16 protein-coding genes are annotated in these 16,769 nt (G+C 70.8%); 7 read left to right on the forward strand and 9 right to left on the reverse strand.

Translation table 11 applies throughout. From position 1 onward, the window contains the following. Positions 1-7 precede the first annotated feature (7 nt). The 7 genes from AC3B5L_RS11885 to AC3B5L_RS11915 are packed head-to-tail and all read left to right on the forward strand — an operon-like array spanning position 8 to position 6,281. Complete coding sequence (locus AC3B5L_RS11885) at positions 8-325, forward strand: PTS sugar transporter subunit IIB (RefSeq protein ID WP_187661930.1); 318 nt, start codon at positions 8-10, stop codon at positions 323-325. Next, positions 322-603 (forward strand): HPr family phosphocarrier protein, encoded by a 282-nt coding sequence (locus AC3B5L_RS11890; RefSeq protein ID WP_187661931.1) that lies wholly within the window; start codon positions 322-324, stop codon positions 601-603. Before AC3B5L_RS11885 ends, AC3B5L_RS11890 begins: the two co-directional genes overlap by 4 nt. Beyond that, entirely contained in the window at positions 600-2,285 is a 1,686-nt protein-coding gene (ptsP, locus tag AC3B5L_RS11895) for a phosphoenolpyruvate--protein phosphotransferase (RefSeq protein ID WP_187661932.1), read from the forward strand. Before AC3B5L_RS11890 ends, ptsP begins: the two co-directional genes overlap by 4 nt. Next, the gene (locus tag AC3B5L_RS11900) at positions 2,282-3,916 is read left to right on the forward strand and encodes a PTS mannitol transporter subunit IIBC (protein WP_187661933.1); all 1,635 of its coding nucleotides are present in this window, start codon (positions 2,282-2,284) and stop codon (positions 3,914-3,916) included. The genes ptsP and AC3B5L_RS11900 overlap by 4 nt, the downstream gene beginning before the upstream one ends. Continuing rightward, positions 3,913-4,347, forward strand: a complete 435-nt coding sequence (locus AC3B5L_RS11905; protein ID WP_187661934.1) for a PTS mannitol transporter subunit IIA — start codon at positions 3,913-3,915, stop codon at positions 4,345-4,347. The genes AC3B5L_RS11900 and AC3B5L_RS11905 overlap by 4 nt, the downstream gene beginning before the upstream one ends. Next, positions 4,344-5,498 carry a mannitol-1-phosphate 5-dehydrogenase gene (locus AC3B5L_RS11910; protein WP_268776830.1) on the forward strand — a complete coding sequence of 385 codons (1,155 nt, stop codon included), beginning with the start codon at positions 4,344-4,346 and terminating at the stop codon, positions 5,496-5,498. The genes AC3B5L_RS11905 and AC3B5L_RS11910 overlap by 4 nt, the downstream gene beginning before the upstream one ends. Before the next feature lie 36 nt (positions 5,499-5,534). Then, a complete protein-coding gene (locus tag AC3B5L_RS11915; RefSeq protein WP_268776829.1) occupies positions 5,535-6,281 on the forward strand; it encodes an alpha/beta hydrolase in 747 nt (248 codons plus the stop codon). Here the strand turns inward: AC3B5L_RS11915 and AC3B5L_RS11920 are convergent. The 9 genes from AC3B5L_RS11920 to AC3B5L_RS11960 form a co-directional block, all read right to left on the reverse strand. Further along, the gene (locus tag AC3B5L_RS11920) at positions 6,278-7,147 is read right to left on the reverse strand and encodes a carbohydrate kinase family protein (RefSeq protein WP_259954618.1); all 870 of its coding nucleotides are present in this window, start codon (positions 7,145-7,147) and stop codon (positions 6,278-6,280) included. The two genes, AC3B5L_RS11915 and AC3B5L_RS11920, sit on opposite strands and share 4 nt — an antisense overlap. Before the next feature lie 82 nt (positions 7,148-7,229). Continuing rightward, positions 7,230-8,345 (reverse strand): adenosine deaminase, encoded by a 1,116-nt coding sequence (locus AC3B5L_RS11925; protein ID WP_187661938.1) that lies wholly within the window; start codon positions 8,343-8,345, stop codon positions 7,230-7,232. Positions 8,346-8,393: 48 nt separating this feature from the next. Beyond that, positions 8,394-9,707: a thymidine phosphorylase gene (locus tag AC3B5L_RS11930; RefSeq protein ID WP_268776828.1), complete on the reverse strand. Its 1,314-nt coding sequence runs from the start codon at positions 9,705-9,707 to the stop codon at positions 8,394-8,396. After that, positions 9,704-10,102: a cytidine deaminase gene (locus tag AC3B5L_RS11935; RefSeq protein ID WP_187661940.1), complete on the reverse strand. Its 399-nt coding sequence runs from the start codon at positions 10,100-10,102 to the stop codon at positions 9,704-9,706. Before AC3B5L_RS11935 ends, AC3B5L_RS11930 begins: the two co-directional genes overlap by 4 nt. Before the next feature lie 28 nt (positions 10,103-10,130). After that, entirely contained in the window at positions 10,131-11,414 is a 1,284-nt protein-coding gene (locus AC3B5L_RS11940; protein ID WP_396667033.1) for an ABC transporter permease, read from the reverse strand. After that, positions 11,414-12,721: an ABC transporter permease gene (locus AC3B5L_RS11945; RefSeq protein WP_187661942.1), complete on the reverse strand. Its 1,308-nt coding sequence runs from the start codon at positions 12,719-12,721 to the stop codon at positions 11,414-11,416. Before AC3B5L_RS11945 ends, AC3B5L_RS11940 begins: the two co-directional genes overlap by 1 nt. After that, positions 12,718-14,232, reverse strand: coding sequence for an ABC transporter ATP-binding protein (locus AC3B5L_RS11950; protein WP_268776827.1), 1,515 nt, complete (start codon positions 14,230-14,232; stop codon positions 12,718-12,720). Before AC3B5L_RS11950 ends, AC3B5L_RS11945 begins: the two co-directional genes overlap by 4 nt. Before the next feature lie 105 nt (positions 14,233-14,337). Further along, complete coding sequence (locus AC3B5L_RS11955) at positions 14,338-15,456, reverse strand: BMP family lipoprotein (RefSeq protein WP_187661944.1); 1,119 nt, start codon at positions 15,454-15,456, stop codon at positions 14,338-14,340. 147 nt (positions 15,457-15,603) lie between these two features. After that, the gene (locus AC3B5L_RS11960; RefSeq protein ID WP_071329657.1) at positions 15,604-16,719 is read right to left on the reverse strand and encodes a mannose-1-phosphate guanylyltransferase; all 1,116 of its coding nucleotides are present in this window, start codon (positions 16,717-16,719) and stop codon (positions 15,604-15,606) included. Between the last annotated feature and the right edge of the window lie 50 nt (positions 16,720-16,769).

The raw sequence follows: 16,769 nt of genomic DNA on the forward strand, positions 1-16,769 counted from the left end.
GACATCGATGAGGATTCTCGTGGTCTGCGGCGCCGGCGCGTCGAGCACGTTCGTCGCTCAGCGCCTGCGCACTGCCGCAGCGGCAGCAGGCCTGGACTGGGATGCGGGTGCCGGGGTCGAGAGCACCGTCCCCCTCGGCGGACACGACCTCGTCCTCGTGGGCCCGCATCTGCGTGAGCGCCTCGACGCCATCCGCGACCTGACCCGCGCGCCCGTCGCCGTCCTGCCGGACGACGTGTTCGCGGACCGCGACGGCGTCCGCACCCTTCTTCTCGCCCAGTCGACCCTCGCCGCCGCCGGCGGGGCCCCGAAAGGAACACCATGACCGCCACCCGCACCGTCCGCATCGGCTCCTCGCACGGACTGCACGCCCGGCCCGCAAAGATCTTCGCGCAGGCCGCGAAGGACTCCGGGCTCGCGGTCACGATCGCCAAGGACTCCGGCACGCCGGTCAACGCCGCGAGCATCCTCGGGGTGATCGCGCTGGCCATCGAGCACGGCGACTACGTGACGCTCACGGCCGACGGCGACGGCGCCGAGGGCGTACTGGACACGCTCACCGAGCTGCTGACGACCGACCACGACCAGGACGCGGCCGGATGAGCGCGTTGCGAGGCGTGGGCATCGGTCTCGGCGTCGCGCAGGGACCGGTCGTCCGCATGACCGAGGCGCTGCCCGCGCCCGAGAACGTCCCGAGCACCGCCGGGGCCGATGCCGAGCGCGCGCGGGTCCGCGAGGCCGTCGCCGTCGTCGCGCAGGAGCTGACGCAGCGTGGCGAGGCCGCCGGCGGCGCCGCGCAGGAGGTGCTGGAGGCGCAGGCGATGATCGCCGAGGACCCGACGCTGCAGGACGAGGTCGACGCGAGGATCGATGCCGGGGCCACCGCGGAATGGGCCGTTCACGACGCCTTCGCGGGCTTCCGGGCCACGCTCGAGGCCGTCGGCGGCTACCTCGGCGAGCGCGCCGCCGACCTCGACGACATCGCGCAGCGGGTGCTGGCCCGGCTGCGCGGGGTGGACGCCCCCGGCGTGCCCGATCCCGGGCACCCGTTCGTCCTCGTGGCACGCGACCTCGCGCCCGCTGACACGGCGCTGCTGAACCTCGACCAGGTGCTCGCCCTCGTCACCACCGACGGCGGCCCCACCTCCCACACGGCGATCCTCGCCAGGGAGAAGGGCATCGTGGCTGTGGTCGGCGTCGGCGACGGGCACGCGCTGACGACCGGGGAGACCGTGATCGTCGATGCCGCCGCAGGCGTCATCACCCGCGAACCGACCGCCGAGGAGCGCAGCCGCGCCGCCGAGCGCGCCGCGGCCAGACTGGTCGCGGACGACGCGCCGCTCACGCCCGGTGCGCTCGCCGACGGCACACCGGTCGCCCTCCTCGCGAACCTGGGGAAGCCCGCCGACGCCGCCGACGCGGTCGCACGCGGGGCCGAGGGCGTCGGGCTGTTCCGGACCGAGTTCCTGTTCCTCTCCGCGTCGCAGGCGCCGACCGTGGCCCAGCAGCGGGAGTCCTATCGCGAGCTCCTGGGGGCATTCCCCGGCAAGAAGGTCGTCGTGCGGATGCTCGACGCAGGGGCCGACAAGCCCCTGGCCTTCCTCAACGACGCGCACGAGGAGAATCCGGCCCTGGGGTTGCGCGGTCTGCGGGCTCTCCGCGCGAGCGAGGACATCCTCCGCGAGCAGTTGACCGCGCTGGCCGAGGCCGACGCCGCGACCGACGCCGATCTCTGGGTCATGGCGCCCATGGTGGCCACCGTCGAGGAGACCGTGTATTTCACAGGCCTCGCCCGCGAGTATGGCCTGAAGACGGCCGGCGTCATGGTCGAGGTGCCGTCCAGCGCCCTGCTCGCCGACCGCGTCCTCGCCCACGCCGACTTCGCGTCCATCGGCACCAACGACCTCACGCAGTACACGATGGCCGCGGACCGGCTGCTCGGCTCGGTCGCCTCGTTCCAGGACCCCTGGCACCCCGCGGTGCTGCGGCTGGTGCGCGAGGTCGGCACGGCCGGTGCCCGCCTCGGCAAGCCGGTCGGCATCTGCGGCGAGGCCGCGGCCGACCCGCTGCTCGCGGTCGTCCTCGTGGGGCTCGGTGCGACGAGCCTCTCCATGGCGCCGTCCGCCCTCGCGGACGTCCGCCAGGCGCTCGCCGCCCGCACTCGCGACGACGCCCTCCGCCTCGCGGAAGCCGCGCTCGCCGCGGACGACGCCCCCTCCGCCCGCACCGCTGCGGCGACCCTCGCCGCGGCACTCCCCCCTCATCAGAAAGAGACCACATCATGACGACGACGTCACCCGCCGCCACCGCCCCCGGTGGCCTCCGCGTGGGCGTGCAGCGTTTCGGCACGTTCCTCTCCGGCATGATCATGCCGAACATCGCGGCCTTCATCGCCTGGGGCTTCATCACGATGCTCTTCATCCCGAAGGGCTTCTTCGGCGCCGAGAGCCCGTTCGGCTGGCACTGGGCCGGCGTCGCCGAGATCATCGGCGGCGGCGGCGACTCCGCCGTCCTCGGCTGGCAAGGCGCGATGACCGCGGTCGCCGAAGGCGCAGACGGCAACATCCTGGCCTACGTGGGCCTGGTCGGCCCGATGGTCACCTACCTGCTGCCCCTCCTGATCGCGAACACGGCCGGCCGCATGGTCTACGGCGAGCGCGGCGGCGTGGTCGCCACGATCGCGACCGTCGGTGTGATCGTCGGCACGAACATCCCGATGTTCCTGGGCGCGATGATCATGGGCCCGATCGCCGCTTGGATCATGAAGCAGGTCGACAGGCTGTGGGACGGCAAGATCCGCCCTGGCTTCGAGATGCTCGTCAACAACTTCTCCGCCGGCATCCTGGGCATGCTCCTCGCCATCGTCGGGTTCTTCGCCTTCGGTCCGGTCATGCTGGGCATCAGCGCCGCGCTGGGCGCCGCCGTCGACTGGCTCGTGTCGCTCAACCTGCTGCCGCTCGTGTCGATCATCGTCGAGCCGGCCAAGGTGCTGTTCCTCAACAACGCCATCAACCACGGCGTGTTCACACCGCTGGGGATCGAGCAGGCTGCGGAGACGGGCAAGTCGATCCTCTTCCTCATCGAGGCGAACCCCGGCCCCGGCCTCGGCCTGCTGCTCGCCTTCACCTTCTTCGGGGTCGGCGCCGCGAAGGCCTCGGCTCCCGGTGCCGCCATCATCCAGTTCTTCGGCGGCATCCACGAGATCTACTTCCCGTACGCTCTCAGCAAGCCGACCACGATCCTCGCGCTCATCGCGGGTGGAGCGGCCGGCGTCACCACGAACATGGTCCTCGGTGGCGGACTGGCCTTCCCGGCCGCCCCTGGCAGCATCATCGCCGTGACCGCCGCGGCCATCGGCCCCGGCGTCGCCAACCTCCTCGTGGTGTACCTGTCGGTCATCATCGCCGCGACGGTGACCTTCCTCATCACCGGCGTCATCCTGCGGGCCTCGCGCAAGCGCGACCTCGCCGCCGAGGGCGACACGTTCGGTGCGGCCATCGCGCAGACCGAGGCGAACAAGGGCAAGTCGTCCGCGGCGATGGACGCCCTGCGCACCTCGACCGCGACGGCGGCACCGGAGTCCACGCCCGCTCCCGCCACCACTGCGGTCGCGGCGGCCCCGATCGAGACCATCGTGTTCGCGTGCGACGCCGGTATGGGCTCGTCCGCCATGGGCGCCAGCGTGCTGCGGAACAAGCTGAAGAAGGCCGGCATCGAGGGCATCACCGTCACGAACGCCGCCATCGCCAACCTCGACGGCGCCGCCGACGTGGTCATCACGCAGCAGCAGCTCACCGACCGGGCCACGGCGAAGTCGCCGGACTCCCTGCACGTCTCGGTGGACAACTTCATGAACTCGCCGAAGTACGACGAGGTTGTCGAGATGGTCAAGGAACAGCGAAAGGACGAAGAATGAGCGTTCTCACAGCCGAGCAGGTCCGCATCCACCCGGGAGGCGCGTCGCGGGACGACGCGCTCCAGGAGGCGACGGACATCCTCGTCGCCGCCGGTGCGGTGACCCCGGCGTACGTCGATGCGATGCGTCAGCGCGAGGAGACCGTGTCGACGTACATGGGCAACGGCCTGGCCATCCCGCACGGCACGAACGAGGCGAAGGACACGATCCTGGCGTCCGCGCTCTCCGTCGTCCGCTACGACGGCGGCGTCGACTGGGACGGCGAGCAGGCGAGGTTCGTGATCGGCATCGCCGGCGTCGGCGATGAGCACCTGGACATCCTGTCCCGCATCGCGATCCTCTTCTCGGAGGAGGACGACGTCGCCCGGCTGGAAGCGGCGGCGACGCCGGACGAGCTGTTCGCTCTCCTCTCGGAGGTGAACGAGGGATGAAGGCGGTCCACTTCGGGGCGGGCAACATCGGGCGCGGTTTCGTCGGCCTGCTCCTGCACGAGGGCGGGTACGAGGTCGTGTTCAGCGACGTCGCCGACGCACTCGTGGAGGCGATCGACCGGGCGGACTCGTACACCGTGCACGAAGCCGGCCCCGGAGGGACCGACCACGTCGTCTCCGGGTTCCGTGCGGTGAACAGCCGTACGGACCCCGCCGTGGTCGCGGAGGAGGTGGCGACGGCCGACGTCGTCACGACCGCCGTCGGCCCCACCGTGCTGCGGTTCGTCGCCCCGTCGATCTTCGCCGGGCTCGCGTTGCGCTCCCCCGAGGCCGCGCCTCTGCAGGTGATGGCCTGCGAGAACGCCATCGGCGCCACCGATCAGCTACGGCAGGAGATCGTCGCGGCGGCGGGGCCGGATGCCGACGTCCTCCTCGCGCGTGCGGTGTTCGCGAACACCGCCGTCGACCGCATCGTGCCGGCGCAGCCGGACGGTGGGGGCATCGACGTCACGGTCGAGCCATACTTCGAGTGGGCGATCGAGGCCCGGCCGTTCGGCGACACCCCGCCGCGCATCCCCGGCGCCCATTTCGTCGACGACCTCGCGCCGTACATCGAGCGCAAGCTCTTCACGGTGAACACCGGTCATGCCGCCACCGCGTACTTCGGTGCACGGGCGGGCATCGAGCGGATCTCGGACGCCCTCGCGGACGACGCGATCGCCGCGCAGGTGTCGGCCGCCCTCGAGGAGACCTCGGCGGTGCTGGTCGTCGAGCACGGGCTCGACCCCGCAGACCTCGCGCAGTACCGTGCGACCATCCTGGAGCGGTTCCGGAACCCGGAGCTCGTGGACACCGTGCAGCGCGTCGGCCGTCAGCCCCTGCGGAAGATCTCCCGGCACGAGCGGTTCATCGGCCCCGCGGCGATGGCAGCCGAGCACGGACTGCCGACGGATGCCCTGGTGGCCGCCGTCGCCGCCGCGCTGGAGTTCGACGACGCCGCCGACGAGCAGTCGGTCGAGCTGCAGACCCTTCTGCGCACGGAGAACGCGGCGGGCTTCACCGTCCGCACCACCGGCCTCGATCCGGAGCACCCGCTCTTCCCCGCCGTCCGCGACGCCGTGGCCCTCCGTCAAGCGGCGCTCGCCGGTTGAGGGACGCGGCGTCGGGGCCGGGGTAGCGTTGCTGCTGTGCAGAAGAAGCCCCGGCGCCGCGTCCTGAAGCGAGTCCTGTGGAGCGTGGCGATCGTCATCCTCCTCGCCATCGGCGGAGTCCTCGTCTGGAGCCAGGTCGGCGTCATGGACGCGGAGCCCGCACCGCTGACCGCCGTCCGCGAGAACCCGGCGATCACGGTGACCGATGCCGATGAGGGGATCGTCCTGGAGCCCGCGGACGGCTCCTCCGACCGGGGACTCGTCTTCATCCCCGGCGCGAAGGTCGACCCCTGGGCCTACGCGTCGATCCTCCAGGGGCTCGCGGCGGAGGGCACCACGGTCGTCATCACGCGGCCCTGGCTCCATCTCGCCTTCTTCGATCCCCGCGGACTCGACTCGTTCACGAGCGCCGCGCCCGACGTCGGCGTCTGGGCCGTGGGCGGCCACTCCCTCGGCGGGGTGCGCGCCTGTCAACTCGCGACGGACGCCGATGCCCTCGTCCTCTTCGCCTCTTACTGCGCGACCGACCTCGCAGGCACCGACCTCCCGGTGCTGAGCGTCTCCGGCAGCGAGGATGGTCTCTCCACACCCGAGAAGATCGCGGACGCCCGCTCCGAGCTCCCCGCGGACGCCGAGTTCGTCGAGATCGACGGCGCCTCCCACGCCTCCTTCGGCGACTACGGACCCCAGTCCGGCGACGGTACCCCGACGATCGACGACGACGAGATGGACGCCGAGGTCACCGAGGTCGTCGGCGGGTTCCTGGAGCAGGTCGCGCCCTAGGCCGCCCGCGGATCCCCGAGGATCGGGTCGAGCAGCGGGTGCAGATGCCGGGTGGTCAGCACTCCGGCGGCCGAGCGTGCGCCCGCCGAGAGCGCCGACGCCAGGTCCGCGCCTCCCAGCCGCGCGTCGAGGACGCCCGCGAAGAACGCGTCGCCGGCGCCGTTGGTGTCGACGACGGTGGTCGGCACGGCGGGCACCCGGAACTCGGCACCGTCCGCCCCCACCGCGACCGCTCCCTCGGCGCCGAGCGTGCACACCGCGAACGCCGCTCCCTCCGCGACGACGGCGCGGAGGAACTCCACCGGCGCGTCCAGCCGGTCCGCGTTGCAGAAGACCGCCGTGGCTGCCGCGAGGAACGGCCGGTGGTACTCCCCGACGCCGTCGTAGTCGTGCACGTCGACCCACAGCGGCGTGCCGCTGGCCACTGCGAGCGGGAGCAGCCGTCGCGGCTCGGCGGCCAGGTCGAGGACGACGGCGTCGGCTCCAGCCATCTCCGCCGCGTGCGCCCCGTCCGCCTCCCCCGTCGTCTCCGCCGGGGTCGAGAGGTACAGCGACACCCGCTCACCGCGCGGCGTCATCAGGTTGAGGTGCCGCTCGGTGATCCCGTCCGTCCAGTGCGCGACCACTCCGGCCGCCTGCAGCGCCTCGCGGACGCGCAGCCCGTCCTCGTCCTCTCCGGCGATGCCATGCAGCACGACCGGCCGCCCCAGCGTCGTCAGGCTCAGCGCCTTGCCGGCGCTCGTGCCGCCGACCGTCTCCCAGCTCGCCTGCGCGAACTGCATGTGGGGCACGGGCTCGGGGAGCCGGTCGAGCAGGACCATCCGGTTCCACGAGGCGGGACCGGCGAGGAAGACGGAGGCGGGCATGCCCCCATCCTCGCGTCCCGCCTCCCGTTCCGGCCGTGCCGACGGGTCGTGTCGGCCGCGACGGGTCGTGTCGGCCGCCGGGTCAGGCGCCGAAGCCCTCGGCGATCATCTCGACGAGCTCCTCGCGCTCCTCGACGGGGAGGAACGCCGCAGCGGCGGCGTTGAACTGGAAGGCCTCGAGGTCGTCGAGGTCGTACTCGAACGTCTGCACGAGCAGCGCCAGCTCCCGCGTGAGGGAGGTCGCGCTCATGGTGCGGTTGTCCACGTTCACCGTCACCGCGAACCCGAGCTGGTACAGCAGGTCGAACGGATGATCGGCGAGGGTCTGCCCCCACGCCGCGACGGCTCCGGTCTGCAGGTTCGACGACGGGGAGAGCTCCAGCGGGATCTCCCGATCGCGCACCCAGCGGGCGAGGTCGCCGAAGCGCACCTGCACCTCGTCGCCCTCCTGCGTGACGACCTCGAGGTCCTCCGCGATGCGCACGCCGTGTCCGAGTCGGAGCGCACGCCCGTCCAGGAGGGCGGAGCGGATGGAGGCGAGCCCGGCTGCCTCCCCCGCATGCACGGTCACCGGGAAGAAGTTCTCGGCGAGGTAGTCGAAGGCCGCGCGGTGGTCCGACGGAGGGAAGCCGTCCTCGGGGCCGGCGATGTCGAAGCCCACGGCGCCCCGTCCGCGGAAGTCCACCGCGAGCTCGGCGATCTCCCGCGCCCGGTCGGTGTGCCGCATCGCGGTGAGGAGCTGGCCGACGCGGATGCTGCGGCCGTCGCGGTCGACAGCGTCCTCACCCTCCTCGATGCCCTGCTGCACCGCCTCGACGGCGTCCTCCAGCGAGAGACCGCGCGCCTGGTGCTGCTCCGGCGCCCAGCGCATCTCACCGTAGATGACTCCGTCCGCCGCGAGGTCCTGGACGAACTCTCGCGCGACGCGCGTCAGCCCCTCACGGGTCTGCATGACCGCGGTGGTGAGCTCGAACGTCTTCAGGTACTCCACCAGCGATCCCGCGTCGCTCTTCTTCGCGAACCACGAACCGAGCGCGGCAGGGTCGGATGCCGGGACCTCGAGACCGATCGCGTCGGCGAGCTCGATGATCGTGGCCGGGCGCACCGCGCCGTCCAGGTGGTCGTGCAGCGACACCTTCGGCAGACTCCGCAGGGAGACGCCCTGGATGGCGACGTCGCCGCTCGCATCGATCGACATGGGGATCCTCTCGGTCGCGGGGTGTTCGTCCAGGCTAGCGCCCGGGCCTCACGCCGTGATGCGCTCGCGGACGATCGGTCCCACGGTCGGAGCCTCGTCGCCGAGCTCCCAGGCGCCCTCGAGCGCCTCGATCGCCCGGGGGAAGCGCGCCTCGTCGGCTGCCGAGAGCGTGAACAGCGGCTGCCCCGCCGACACCCGGTCCCCCGGCTTCGCATGCAGATCGATCCCCGCCTCGAAGACCACCGGGTCCTCCGCACGCGCACGCCCGGCGCCCAGACGCCAGGCGGCGATGCCGAAGGGAAGCGCGTCCATGCGGGTCACGACGCCGTCCGCGGGCGCCGTCACGACGTGCGTCTCCCGCGCCACCGGGAGCGCCGCGTCGGGGTCGCCGTCCTGCGCACGGATCATCGCTTTCCACGTGTCCATGGCGCGGCCGTCGTCGAGCGCTGCCTCCACGTCGGCGTCAGGCTGACCGGCGAGGGCGAGCATCTCCCTCGCGAGCGCGACGGTCAGCTCCCGGACGTCGGCGGGTCCCCCGCCGGCGAGGATCTCGACCGACTCGCGGACCTCGTTGGCGTTGCCGATCGCGCGGCCCAGGGGAACGTTCATATCGGTCAGAAGTGCCGTGGTCGCGACACCGGAGTCCGTGCCGAGCGCCACCATCGTGCGCGCGAGCTCCCGAGCCCTGTCGATGTCCTGCATGAAGGCGCCGGAACCGAACTTCACGTCCAGGACGAGAGCGTCGGTCCCCTCGGCGATCTTCTTCGACATGATGCTGGAGGCGATCAGCGGGATGGCCTCCACGGTGCCGGTGACGTCGCGGAGCGCGTAGAGCTTCTTGTCGGCGGGCGCGAGACCCGACCCCGCGGCGCAGATCACGGCCCCGACGTCGCCCTGCATCTGCGCGAACATCTCCTCGTTGCTGAGCGCAGCGCGCCAGCCGGGGATGGACTCCAGCTTGTCGAGCGTGCCGCCGGTGTGGCCGAGGCCGCGGCCGCTGAGCTGCGGCACCGCCACGCCGAACGAGGCGACGAGGGGCGCGAGCGGCAGGGTGATCTTGTCGCCCACGCCACCCGTGGAGTGCTTGTCCACGGTCTTCTTGCCGAGAGTCGCGAAGCTCATCCGCTCCCCGGAAGCGATCATCGCGTCGGTGAGCACGCGGATCTCGTCGCGCTCCATGCCGCGCTGGAAGATCGCCATCGCGAAGGAGGCCATCTGCGCGTCGGACACGTAGCCGCGCGTGTAGGCGTCCACCATCCAGCGCAGGGCCGGCTCCGGGACCACGCCTCCGTCGCGCTTGGCCCGGATCACGTCGATCGCGTCGAACTGCTCGATGGCTCCCTGAGCCTGTCCCGCGGTCATCGTGCGTCCTCCAGGTCGCGCGGCCCGAACGCGTCGGGCAGCACCTCGTCGATCGTGCGGATGCCGGAGACGGTCTCCAGCAGCATGCCGGGTACGGCATGCTCGAACAGCAGCTGGCGGCACCGGCCGCACGGCATGATCGTCTCGCCGTCGTTGTTGACGCACACGAAGGCGACGAGCTGCCCGCCGCCGGACATGAACAGATCGCCCACGAGCGCGCACTCGGCGCACAGCGTGACGCCGTAGGAGGCGTTCTCGACGTTGCATCCGGCGACGATCCGCCCGTCGCTGACGAGAGCCGCCGCTCCCACGCGGTAGCGCGAGTACGGCGCGTACGCCTTGGTCATGGCATCCGCGGCGACCTGCCGCAGCTCATCCCAGTCGATGTCCGTCATGGTGGTGGTTCCTTCTTCCCTGCGGGTTCTACGACTTGATGTACGGCTTGCCGCTGGCGGCAGGGCCCCGGATCTGACCGGCGAATCCGGCGACCGCGAGCAGCGTGACGACGTACGGCAGCATGAGCATGAACTCGCCGGGGATCGGCGTCTTCAGGATCGAGAGCAGGTTCTGCAGGTTCGTCGCGAATCCGAAGAGCAGGGCGGCGAGCGTCGCGCGGATCGGGTCCCAGCGGCCGAAGATCACGGCGGCGAGAGCGATGAAGCCGAGACCTGCCGTCATCTCCTTGCCGAACTGCGGGACCGACACGAGCGTGAAGTACGCACCGCCGATGCCGGCGATCGCGCCCGCGAGCAGCACGTTCCAGAAGCGGGTCGGGTTGACCCGGATGCCGACCGTGTCGGCCGCCTGCGGGTGCTCGCCCACCGCGCGGAGGCGCAGGCCCCACTTGGTGCGGTACAGGCCCCACGCGACGACGGCCACGGTGATGAACATGAGGTACACGATGAAGGTCTGGTTGAACAGCACCGGACCGATGATCGGGATGTCGCTCAGCACCGGGATCTCGATGCGGGAGAAGCGGACCGGGGTGTTCAGCTCGGCCTCGTTCGGGGCGAGGAGCGCTCCGTAGAGGAATCCGGTGAGCCCGGTGACGAGGACGTTGAGCACGACACCGACGATGACCTGCTCGACGAGGTACTTGATGGCGAACGCCGCCAGCACGCTCGCGACGAGCACGCCGCCGATCATGGCGCCGATCAGGCCGACGAAAGCGTTGCCGGTGATGCTGGACAGCAGCGCCGCCGAGAAGGCGCCGAGGAGCAGCTGCCCCTCGATGGCCACGTTGACGACACCGGCCCGTTCGCCGATGACGCCGCCGAGCGCGCCGAACACGAGCGGCACCGACAGCGACACGGCACCGAACAGCAGGCTCGTGACGGGGACGAGGCCCCCGGCTGCGGCCCAGACCAGGAACGCGAAGACCGCGAGCACGCCGTAGACCACCATGAGCCAGATCGACGGGGCGCGGTACGTCCACGCCCGGAGGAACGCTGCGACCGTGAGGACGACGAGCACGGCGAAGACGACCCAGAAGGTCGGCGCGGTGGGCAGCTCCACGTCGGGGAGCTCGAAGGCCGACGTGCGGTCGCCGAGGCGGAAGGTGCTGGTGCCGCTGCGCGGCACGGCGAGGAAGAGCACGGCCAGCAGCGCGGTGACGATCGCGAGGCTGATCGGTGCCTTGAGGTGACGCTCCCGGACGGTGGCGAGCTGCACCGTGCCGTCGGCGGCTTCGGTCTGCACGAGCGACATCATGCCGTCACCGCCTTCTTCGCGGCCTTGGCTCTCGCCTTCGCCGCCTTCTCTGCGTCGGACTTGGGGAGGAAGAACACCGTGCGCAGCAGCGGCGGCGCGGCGATGAACAGCACGACGAGCGACTGCACGACGAGCACGATGTCGACGGGGATGTCCTGCGCCTGCATGGAGAACGAGCCCGCCTTGAGGGCACCGAACAGGATCCCGGCCGCGAAGGTCCCCCACGCGCGGCTGCGTCCGAGGAGGGCGACCGTGATGGCGTCGAAGCCGATGCCGGCGTCGATGGTCTCGGTGACGCCGGTGGTGACGGCGCCCTGGAGCTGGTTCATGCCGGCGAGGCCGGCGAGGGCACCCGCGAAGAGCATCGCGTAGACGTAGACGCGCTTGACGCTGATGCCCGCGGCGCGAGCGGCGTGCGGGTTCTCCCCCACCGCGCGCATGCGCATGCCCAGCGAGGAGCGCTCGATGAGCCACCACACGAACACCGTCGCGATGACCACGATGACGAAGCCGAGGTCCAGAAGCGGGAACTGCGGGCCGAGCAGGGTCGGGAACTGCGCGCTCTCGGGCGTCGCAGAACCCAGCGCCTGATTGGTCCCCGGCTTCTGCAGGAGCCCCGGCGTGCGGATCATCCACAGCAGCAGGTAGTACGCGATGTAGTTGAGCATGATCGTGAGGATCACCTCGTGCGCGCCCGTGCGTGCCTTGATGAGACCGGCGATGCCGCCCCAGAGCGCACCGCCGGCGATACCGGCCAGCAGGGTGACGGGCAGGTGGAACCAGATCGGCAGGTCGAGGTTGAACGTCAGCAGGGCCGCGACCGCGACGCCGACGAGCATCTGACCGCGGGCACCGATGTTGAACAGGCCGACGCGGAAGGCGAGCGCGACGCCCAGACCGGCGGCGATCAGCGGAGCCGCGAAGCCCAGCGTGTTCGTCAGCGGTCGGATCTGCGCGGCGAAGTCGGCGCCGCGGGCGTTGAAGATCGCTCCGCGGAACAGCGCCTCGTAGCCGTTGTAGACCGCGTTCCATGCCGCGACGAACGTGTCGCTCGGCTTGGCGAAGAAGTATCCGGAGGCCTTCTGCACGTCTTCGTTCGTGAAGGCGATGAGGATGCCGCCGACGATGAGCGCGAGGACGATCGCCAGGATCGTCGTGACCGCACTCCCGCGGAGGATCTCCTTGAGGACGGCGTTGCCGCGCGGGGGCGGGGGCACCTCGTCCGCCAGGCCCGTGCTGGGCGGGAGCTGCTCGGGGGGCAGCCCCTTCGTGACGTCTCCTGCACCGGGTGTCGCGCCGCTCACGCGGTCACCTCCGCATCGGCCGCTCCGGCCATCATGAGTCCGAGTGTCTCCCGGGGCGTGTCACCGGGGACGATGCCGACGATGGTGCCGCGGTACATGACCGCGATCCGGTCGGCGAGGGCGGCGACCTCGTCGAGCTCGGTCGAGACGACGATCACGGGGATGCCCGCGTCCCGCGTCTCGATGATGCGCTTGTGGATGAACTCGATCGAGCCCACGTCGACCCCGCGCGTCGGCTGGGCCGCGACGAAGAGCCGCAGTTCCCGGCTCATCTCGCGCGCGATCACGACCTTCTGCTGGTTGCCTCCGGAGAGGGTTCCCGCGGGGGTGTCCGGGCCCTGCGTGCGGATGTCGTATTCCGCGATGCGCTTCTTGGCGAAGTCCTCCAGGGCGCCGCGACGCAGCGTCCCGGCCCGGCTGAAGGCGGGATCGTCGGAGCGGTCGAGGATGAGGTTCTCGGCGACCGAGAATCCGGCGACGAGGCCGTCCTCGGTACGGTCCTCCGGCACGAACCCGACACCGGCGTCGAGGATGCCACGGACGCTCTTGCCCACGAGCTCGGTACCGTCGAGGATGATGTTCCCCTCGACGCGTGCGGCGAGGCCGACGATGGCCTCGACGAGCTCGGTCTGGCCGTTGCCCTGCACACCGGCGATGGCGAGGACCTCACCGGGGCGGACCGTGAAGTCGACGTCGTCCACGACGATGGCTCCGGTCGAGGTGAGCACCCGGAGGTTGCGGACCTCCAGGCCGCCTTCGCCGAGGCGGGGCGCCTCCTTCTGCACGGTCAGCTCGACCGCGCGGCCGACCATGAGCGAGGCCAGCTCGGCGTTGGTGGCGGTCGGCGAGGCCTCCCCCACCACTCGTCCGAGCCGGACGATCGTGATGCGGTCGGCGACCTCGCGCACCTCGCGCAGCTTGTGCGTGATGAACACGATCGCGGTGCCCTCGTCCCGGAGCTGGCGCATGATGGCCATGAGCTCGTCGGTCTCCTGCGGCGTCAGCACCGCGGTGGGCTCGTCGAAGACGAGGACCTTGGCGTCGCGGGACAGCGCCTTGATGATCTCGACGCGCTGCTGCACACCGACGGGCAGGTCGCCGACGACGGCGTCCGGATCGATGTCGAACCCGAACCGCGCCGCGACCGCGCGCACGTGCTCGCGCGCCTTCGCGATGTCGAGCGTGCCGAGGCCCTTGGTCTGCTCGTGACCGAGCATGACGTTCTCGGCCACCGTGAACACCGGCACGAGCATGAAGTGCTGGTGCACCATGCCGATGCCCGCGGCCATCGCGTCTCCGGGGCCGCGGAAGTGCTGCACGACGTCGTCGAGGAGGATCTCGCCCTCGTCGGCCTGATACAGGCCGTAGAGCACGTTCATCAGCGTCGACTTGCCTGCACCGTTCTCGCCGAGGAGAGCGTGGATCTGACCGGGTTCGACCACGAGATCGATGTGGTCGTTCGCCACGAGGCTGCCGAATCGCTTGGTGATGCCGCGAAGTTCGAGCTTCATATCTGCACCTTATCCAGAAGAGTCACCGAGGAGAATCGTCGCCGCCCACAGTGCGGGGCGAGTGGCAGCCTGCGCCACTCGCCCCGTGCTGGGTACGGCTCCGACTCAGCGGGTGGGAGAGTTCTCGGACTCCACCGTGATGTCGCCGGAGATGATCTGCTCCTGGAGAGCGGACAGCTCGTCCGTGAGGCCCTCGGGCAGGTCCGCCTCGAAGTCGCCGAAGCCGGAGAGCTTCACGCCCTCGTTCTCGAGCGTGCCGATGTAGGGCTCCGGATCGAACTCGCCGGCGGCGGCCGCGAGCGTCGCGTCGCGGACGGCCACGTCGATGGCCTTCATGATGGAGACGAGCGTGATGTCGGCGACGCTGGGGTCGGCGACGGCGAGGTCGCTGTCGACACCGAGCATCAGCGTGTCCTTGCCGCTGTCGTTGATCGCCGCTGCGGCGCTCTGGTAGACCGGGCCGCCGACGGGGAGGATGACGTCGACACCCTGGTCGAGCACGCCCTGGGCGGTCTGCTTGGCCGTGTCGTTGGCGTCGAAGCCGCCCGTGAAGGAGCCCTTCTGGGTGGCGGCGTCCCAACCGAAGACCTGGACGTCGGCCGACTTGTCCTCGTTGTACTTCTCGACACCGAGCTGGTAGCCGTCCATGAAGACGGCGACCGACGGGATCTGCATGCCGCCGAAGGTGCCGACCTTGTTCACGCCGGCCTCTGCGGACCAGGCGGCCGCGGCGTAGCCGCCGAGGTAGGCAGCCTGAGCGGTGTCGAAGACGAGGGGCTTGATGTTCGGCGCGTCGGTGGTGCCGTCGAAGTCGTTGTCAGCCCAGTCGTCGATGATCGCGTAGTCGATCTCGGGGTTCGCGAGCGCGGACTCGACCGTGGCTGCGGACAGCTTGAAGCCGACCGAGACGATGAGCGAGCAGCCCTCGGAGACGGCGGTCTCGAGGTTCGGCGCGTAGTCGTTGTCGTTGGCGGACTCGAACTCCAGCGGCTTGATGCCGAGCTCGTCGGCGGCGCTGTCCATGCCCTCCTTGGCCGACTGGTTGAACGACTTGTCGTTCCAGCCGCCGGCGTCGGAGATGAGGCACGGCTTGAAGTCGGAGTCGACGGGGGCGGATCCGCCCTCGGACTCGTCGGTCGGCGCCTGACCGCAGCCGGCAAGGGCGAAGACGACACCGGCGGCGACCGTCGCGCCGAGCAGCTTCTTGGTGGTGGAGATGGTCACGGATGCCTCCCTCAACGAACCCGCGGCCATCGCGGATCGATCAAAGTTACCTAGTGTTTCGACGTTCGTGCACGTCGGCCCCGGGCGGCCGGGCCAATGGTTACAAAGCTGAAATCAACCCTGCCGATGAGCACGGAGCGCTGCTCATCAGAGCACGTCGCCCTGGCCGTTGAGTTTGAGCGACTCCACCACGCCCTTCACCCGCTGCGCGTTCTCGACCGTCGTGACCAGGAGCGCGTCGGGGGTGTCGACCACAACGATGTCCTGCACCCCCACCAGGCTGATCACGCGGGTGGTCTGGCTGACGAGGATGCCGCTGGCCGCGTCGGTCAGCACCCGGGCGCGGGGCCCGAGGACGGCGAGGTCGTTCTTGCGGCCGTTCGTGATGAGCTTCGTCAGCGACGCGAAGTCCCCCACGTCGTCCCAGTCGAAGTGCCCGGGGACCACGGCGAGACGCCCGCGCCGCGCCGCCGGCTCCGCGACGGCGTAGTCGATCGCGATCTTCTTCAGCCGTGGCCAGATGCGGTCGACGGCGGGCCCGCGGAGCTCCCGGTCGTCCCAGGCCTCGGCGAGTTCGAGAAGACCGGCGTGCAGGGCGGGCTCGTTGGCCGCGAGCTCGTCCAGCAGGACGCTCGCCTTCGCGATGAACATGCCCGCGTTCCACAGGTAGGTGCGCTCGGCGAGGTAGGCCCTGGCCGTCTCCAGATCCGGCTTCTCGACGAAGCTCTCGACGAGGGCCGCCTCCCTGGCGCGCTCCACGACCAGCTCCGGCCCCTTCTTGATGTAGCCGAAGCCGACCGCCGGCTCGGTCGGCGCGATGCCGATCGTGCAGATGTAGCCCTCCCTGGCGACCTCGACGGCGTCGCGGACGGCGAACTCGAAGACCCGCGTGCCCCGGATGACGTGGTCCGCGCTGAACGAGCCGATGATCACGTCCGGGTTGCGCCGATGCAGCACGGCCGCGGCCAGCCCGATCGCCGCCGCGGACTCGCGGGGCTCGGATTCCAGGAAGACGTTGAGGTCGGCGATGCCGGGCAGCTCCGCCTCCACCGCAGCTCGGTGGGCGCGGCCGGTGACCACCGCGATCCGGTCCGGTCCGGCGAGCGGCTCCAGCCGGTCCCACGTATCGCGCAGCAGCGAATGGCCGGAGCCGGTGAGGTCGTGCAGGAACTTCGGGGCGTCCGCGCGGGACAGCGGCCACAGCCGACTGCCGATGCCACCGGCGGGGATGACCGCATAGAAGTCTTCGATCGGCTCGCTCATGCAGGCCAGCGTAGCGGCGGGTTCGACTTAGGCTCCCCTTCGTCGCCCGC

This window comes from Microbacterium sp. C-MGS6 (assembly GCF_058140415.1).

What these genes read in the sequence shown, in the direction of transcription:
- AC3B5L_RS11925 (WP_187661938.1), bottom strand. Translation starts at nt 8,345, where the DNA reads ATGTCGATCGATGCGAGCGGCGACGTCGCCATCCAGGGCGTCTCCCTG.
- AC3B5L_RS11890 (WP_187661931.1), top strand. Translation starts at nt 322, where the DNA reads ATGACCGCCACCCGCACCGTCCGCATCGGCTCCTCGCACGGACTGCAC.
- AC3B5L_RS11920 (WP_259954618.1), bottom strand. Translation starts at nt 7,147, where the DNA reads ATGCCCGCCTCCGTCTTCCTCGCCGGTCCCGCCTCGTGGAACCGGATG.
- AC3B5L_RS11960 (WP_071329657.1), bottom strand. Translation starts at nt 16,719, where the DNA reads ATGAGCGAGCCGATCGAAGACTTCTATGCGGTCATCCCCGCCGGTGGC.
- AC3B5L_RS11930 (WP_268776828.1), bottom strand. Translation starts at nt 9,707, where the DNA reads ATGACCGCGGGACAGGCTCAGGGAGCCATCGAGCAGTTCGACGCGATC.
- AC3B5L_RS11885 (WP_187661930.1), top strand. Translation starts at nt 8, where the DNA reads ATGAGGATTCTCGTGGTCTGCGGCGCCGGCGCGTCGAGCACGTTCGTC.
- AC3B5L_RS11905 (WP_187661934.1), top strand. Translation starts at nt 3,913, where the DNA reads ATGAGCGTTCTCACAGCCGAGCAGGTCCGCATCCACCCGGGAGGCGCG.
- AC3B5L_RS11940 (WP_396667033.1), bottom strand. Translation starts at nt 11,414, where the DNA reads ATGTCGCTCGTGCAGACCGAAGCCGCCGACGGCACGGTGCAGCTCGCC.
- AC3B5L_RS11900 (WP_187661933.1), top strand. Translation starts at nt 2,282, where the DNA reads ATGACGACGACGTCACCCGCCGCCACCGCCCCCGGTGGCCTCCGCGTG.
- AC3B5L_RS11935 (WP_187661940.1), bottom strand. Translation starts at nt 10,102, where the DNA reads ATGACGGACATCGACTGGGATGAGCTGCGGCAGGTCGCCGCGGATGCC.
- AC3B5L_RS11950 (WP_268776827.1), bottom strand. Translation starts at nt 14,232, where the DNA reads ATGAAGCTCGAACTTCGCGGCATCACCAAGCGATTCGGCAGCCTCGTG.
- ptsP (WP_187661932.1), top strand. Translation starts at nt 600, where the DNA reads ATGAGCGCGTTGCGAGGCGTGGGCATCGGTCTCGGCGTCGCGCAGGGA.
- AC3B5L_RS11910 (WP_268776830.1), top strand. Translation starts at nt 4,344, where the DNA reads ATGAAGGCGGTCCACTTCGGGGCGGGCAACATCGGGCGCGGTTTCGTC.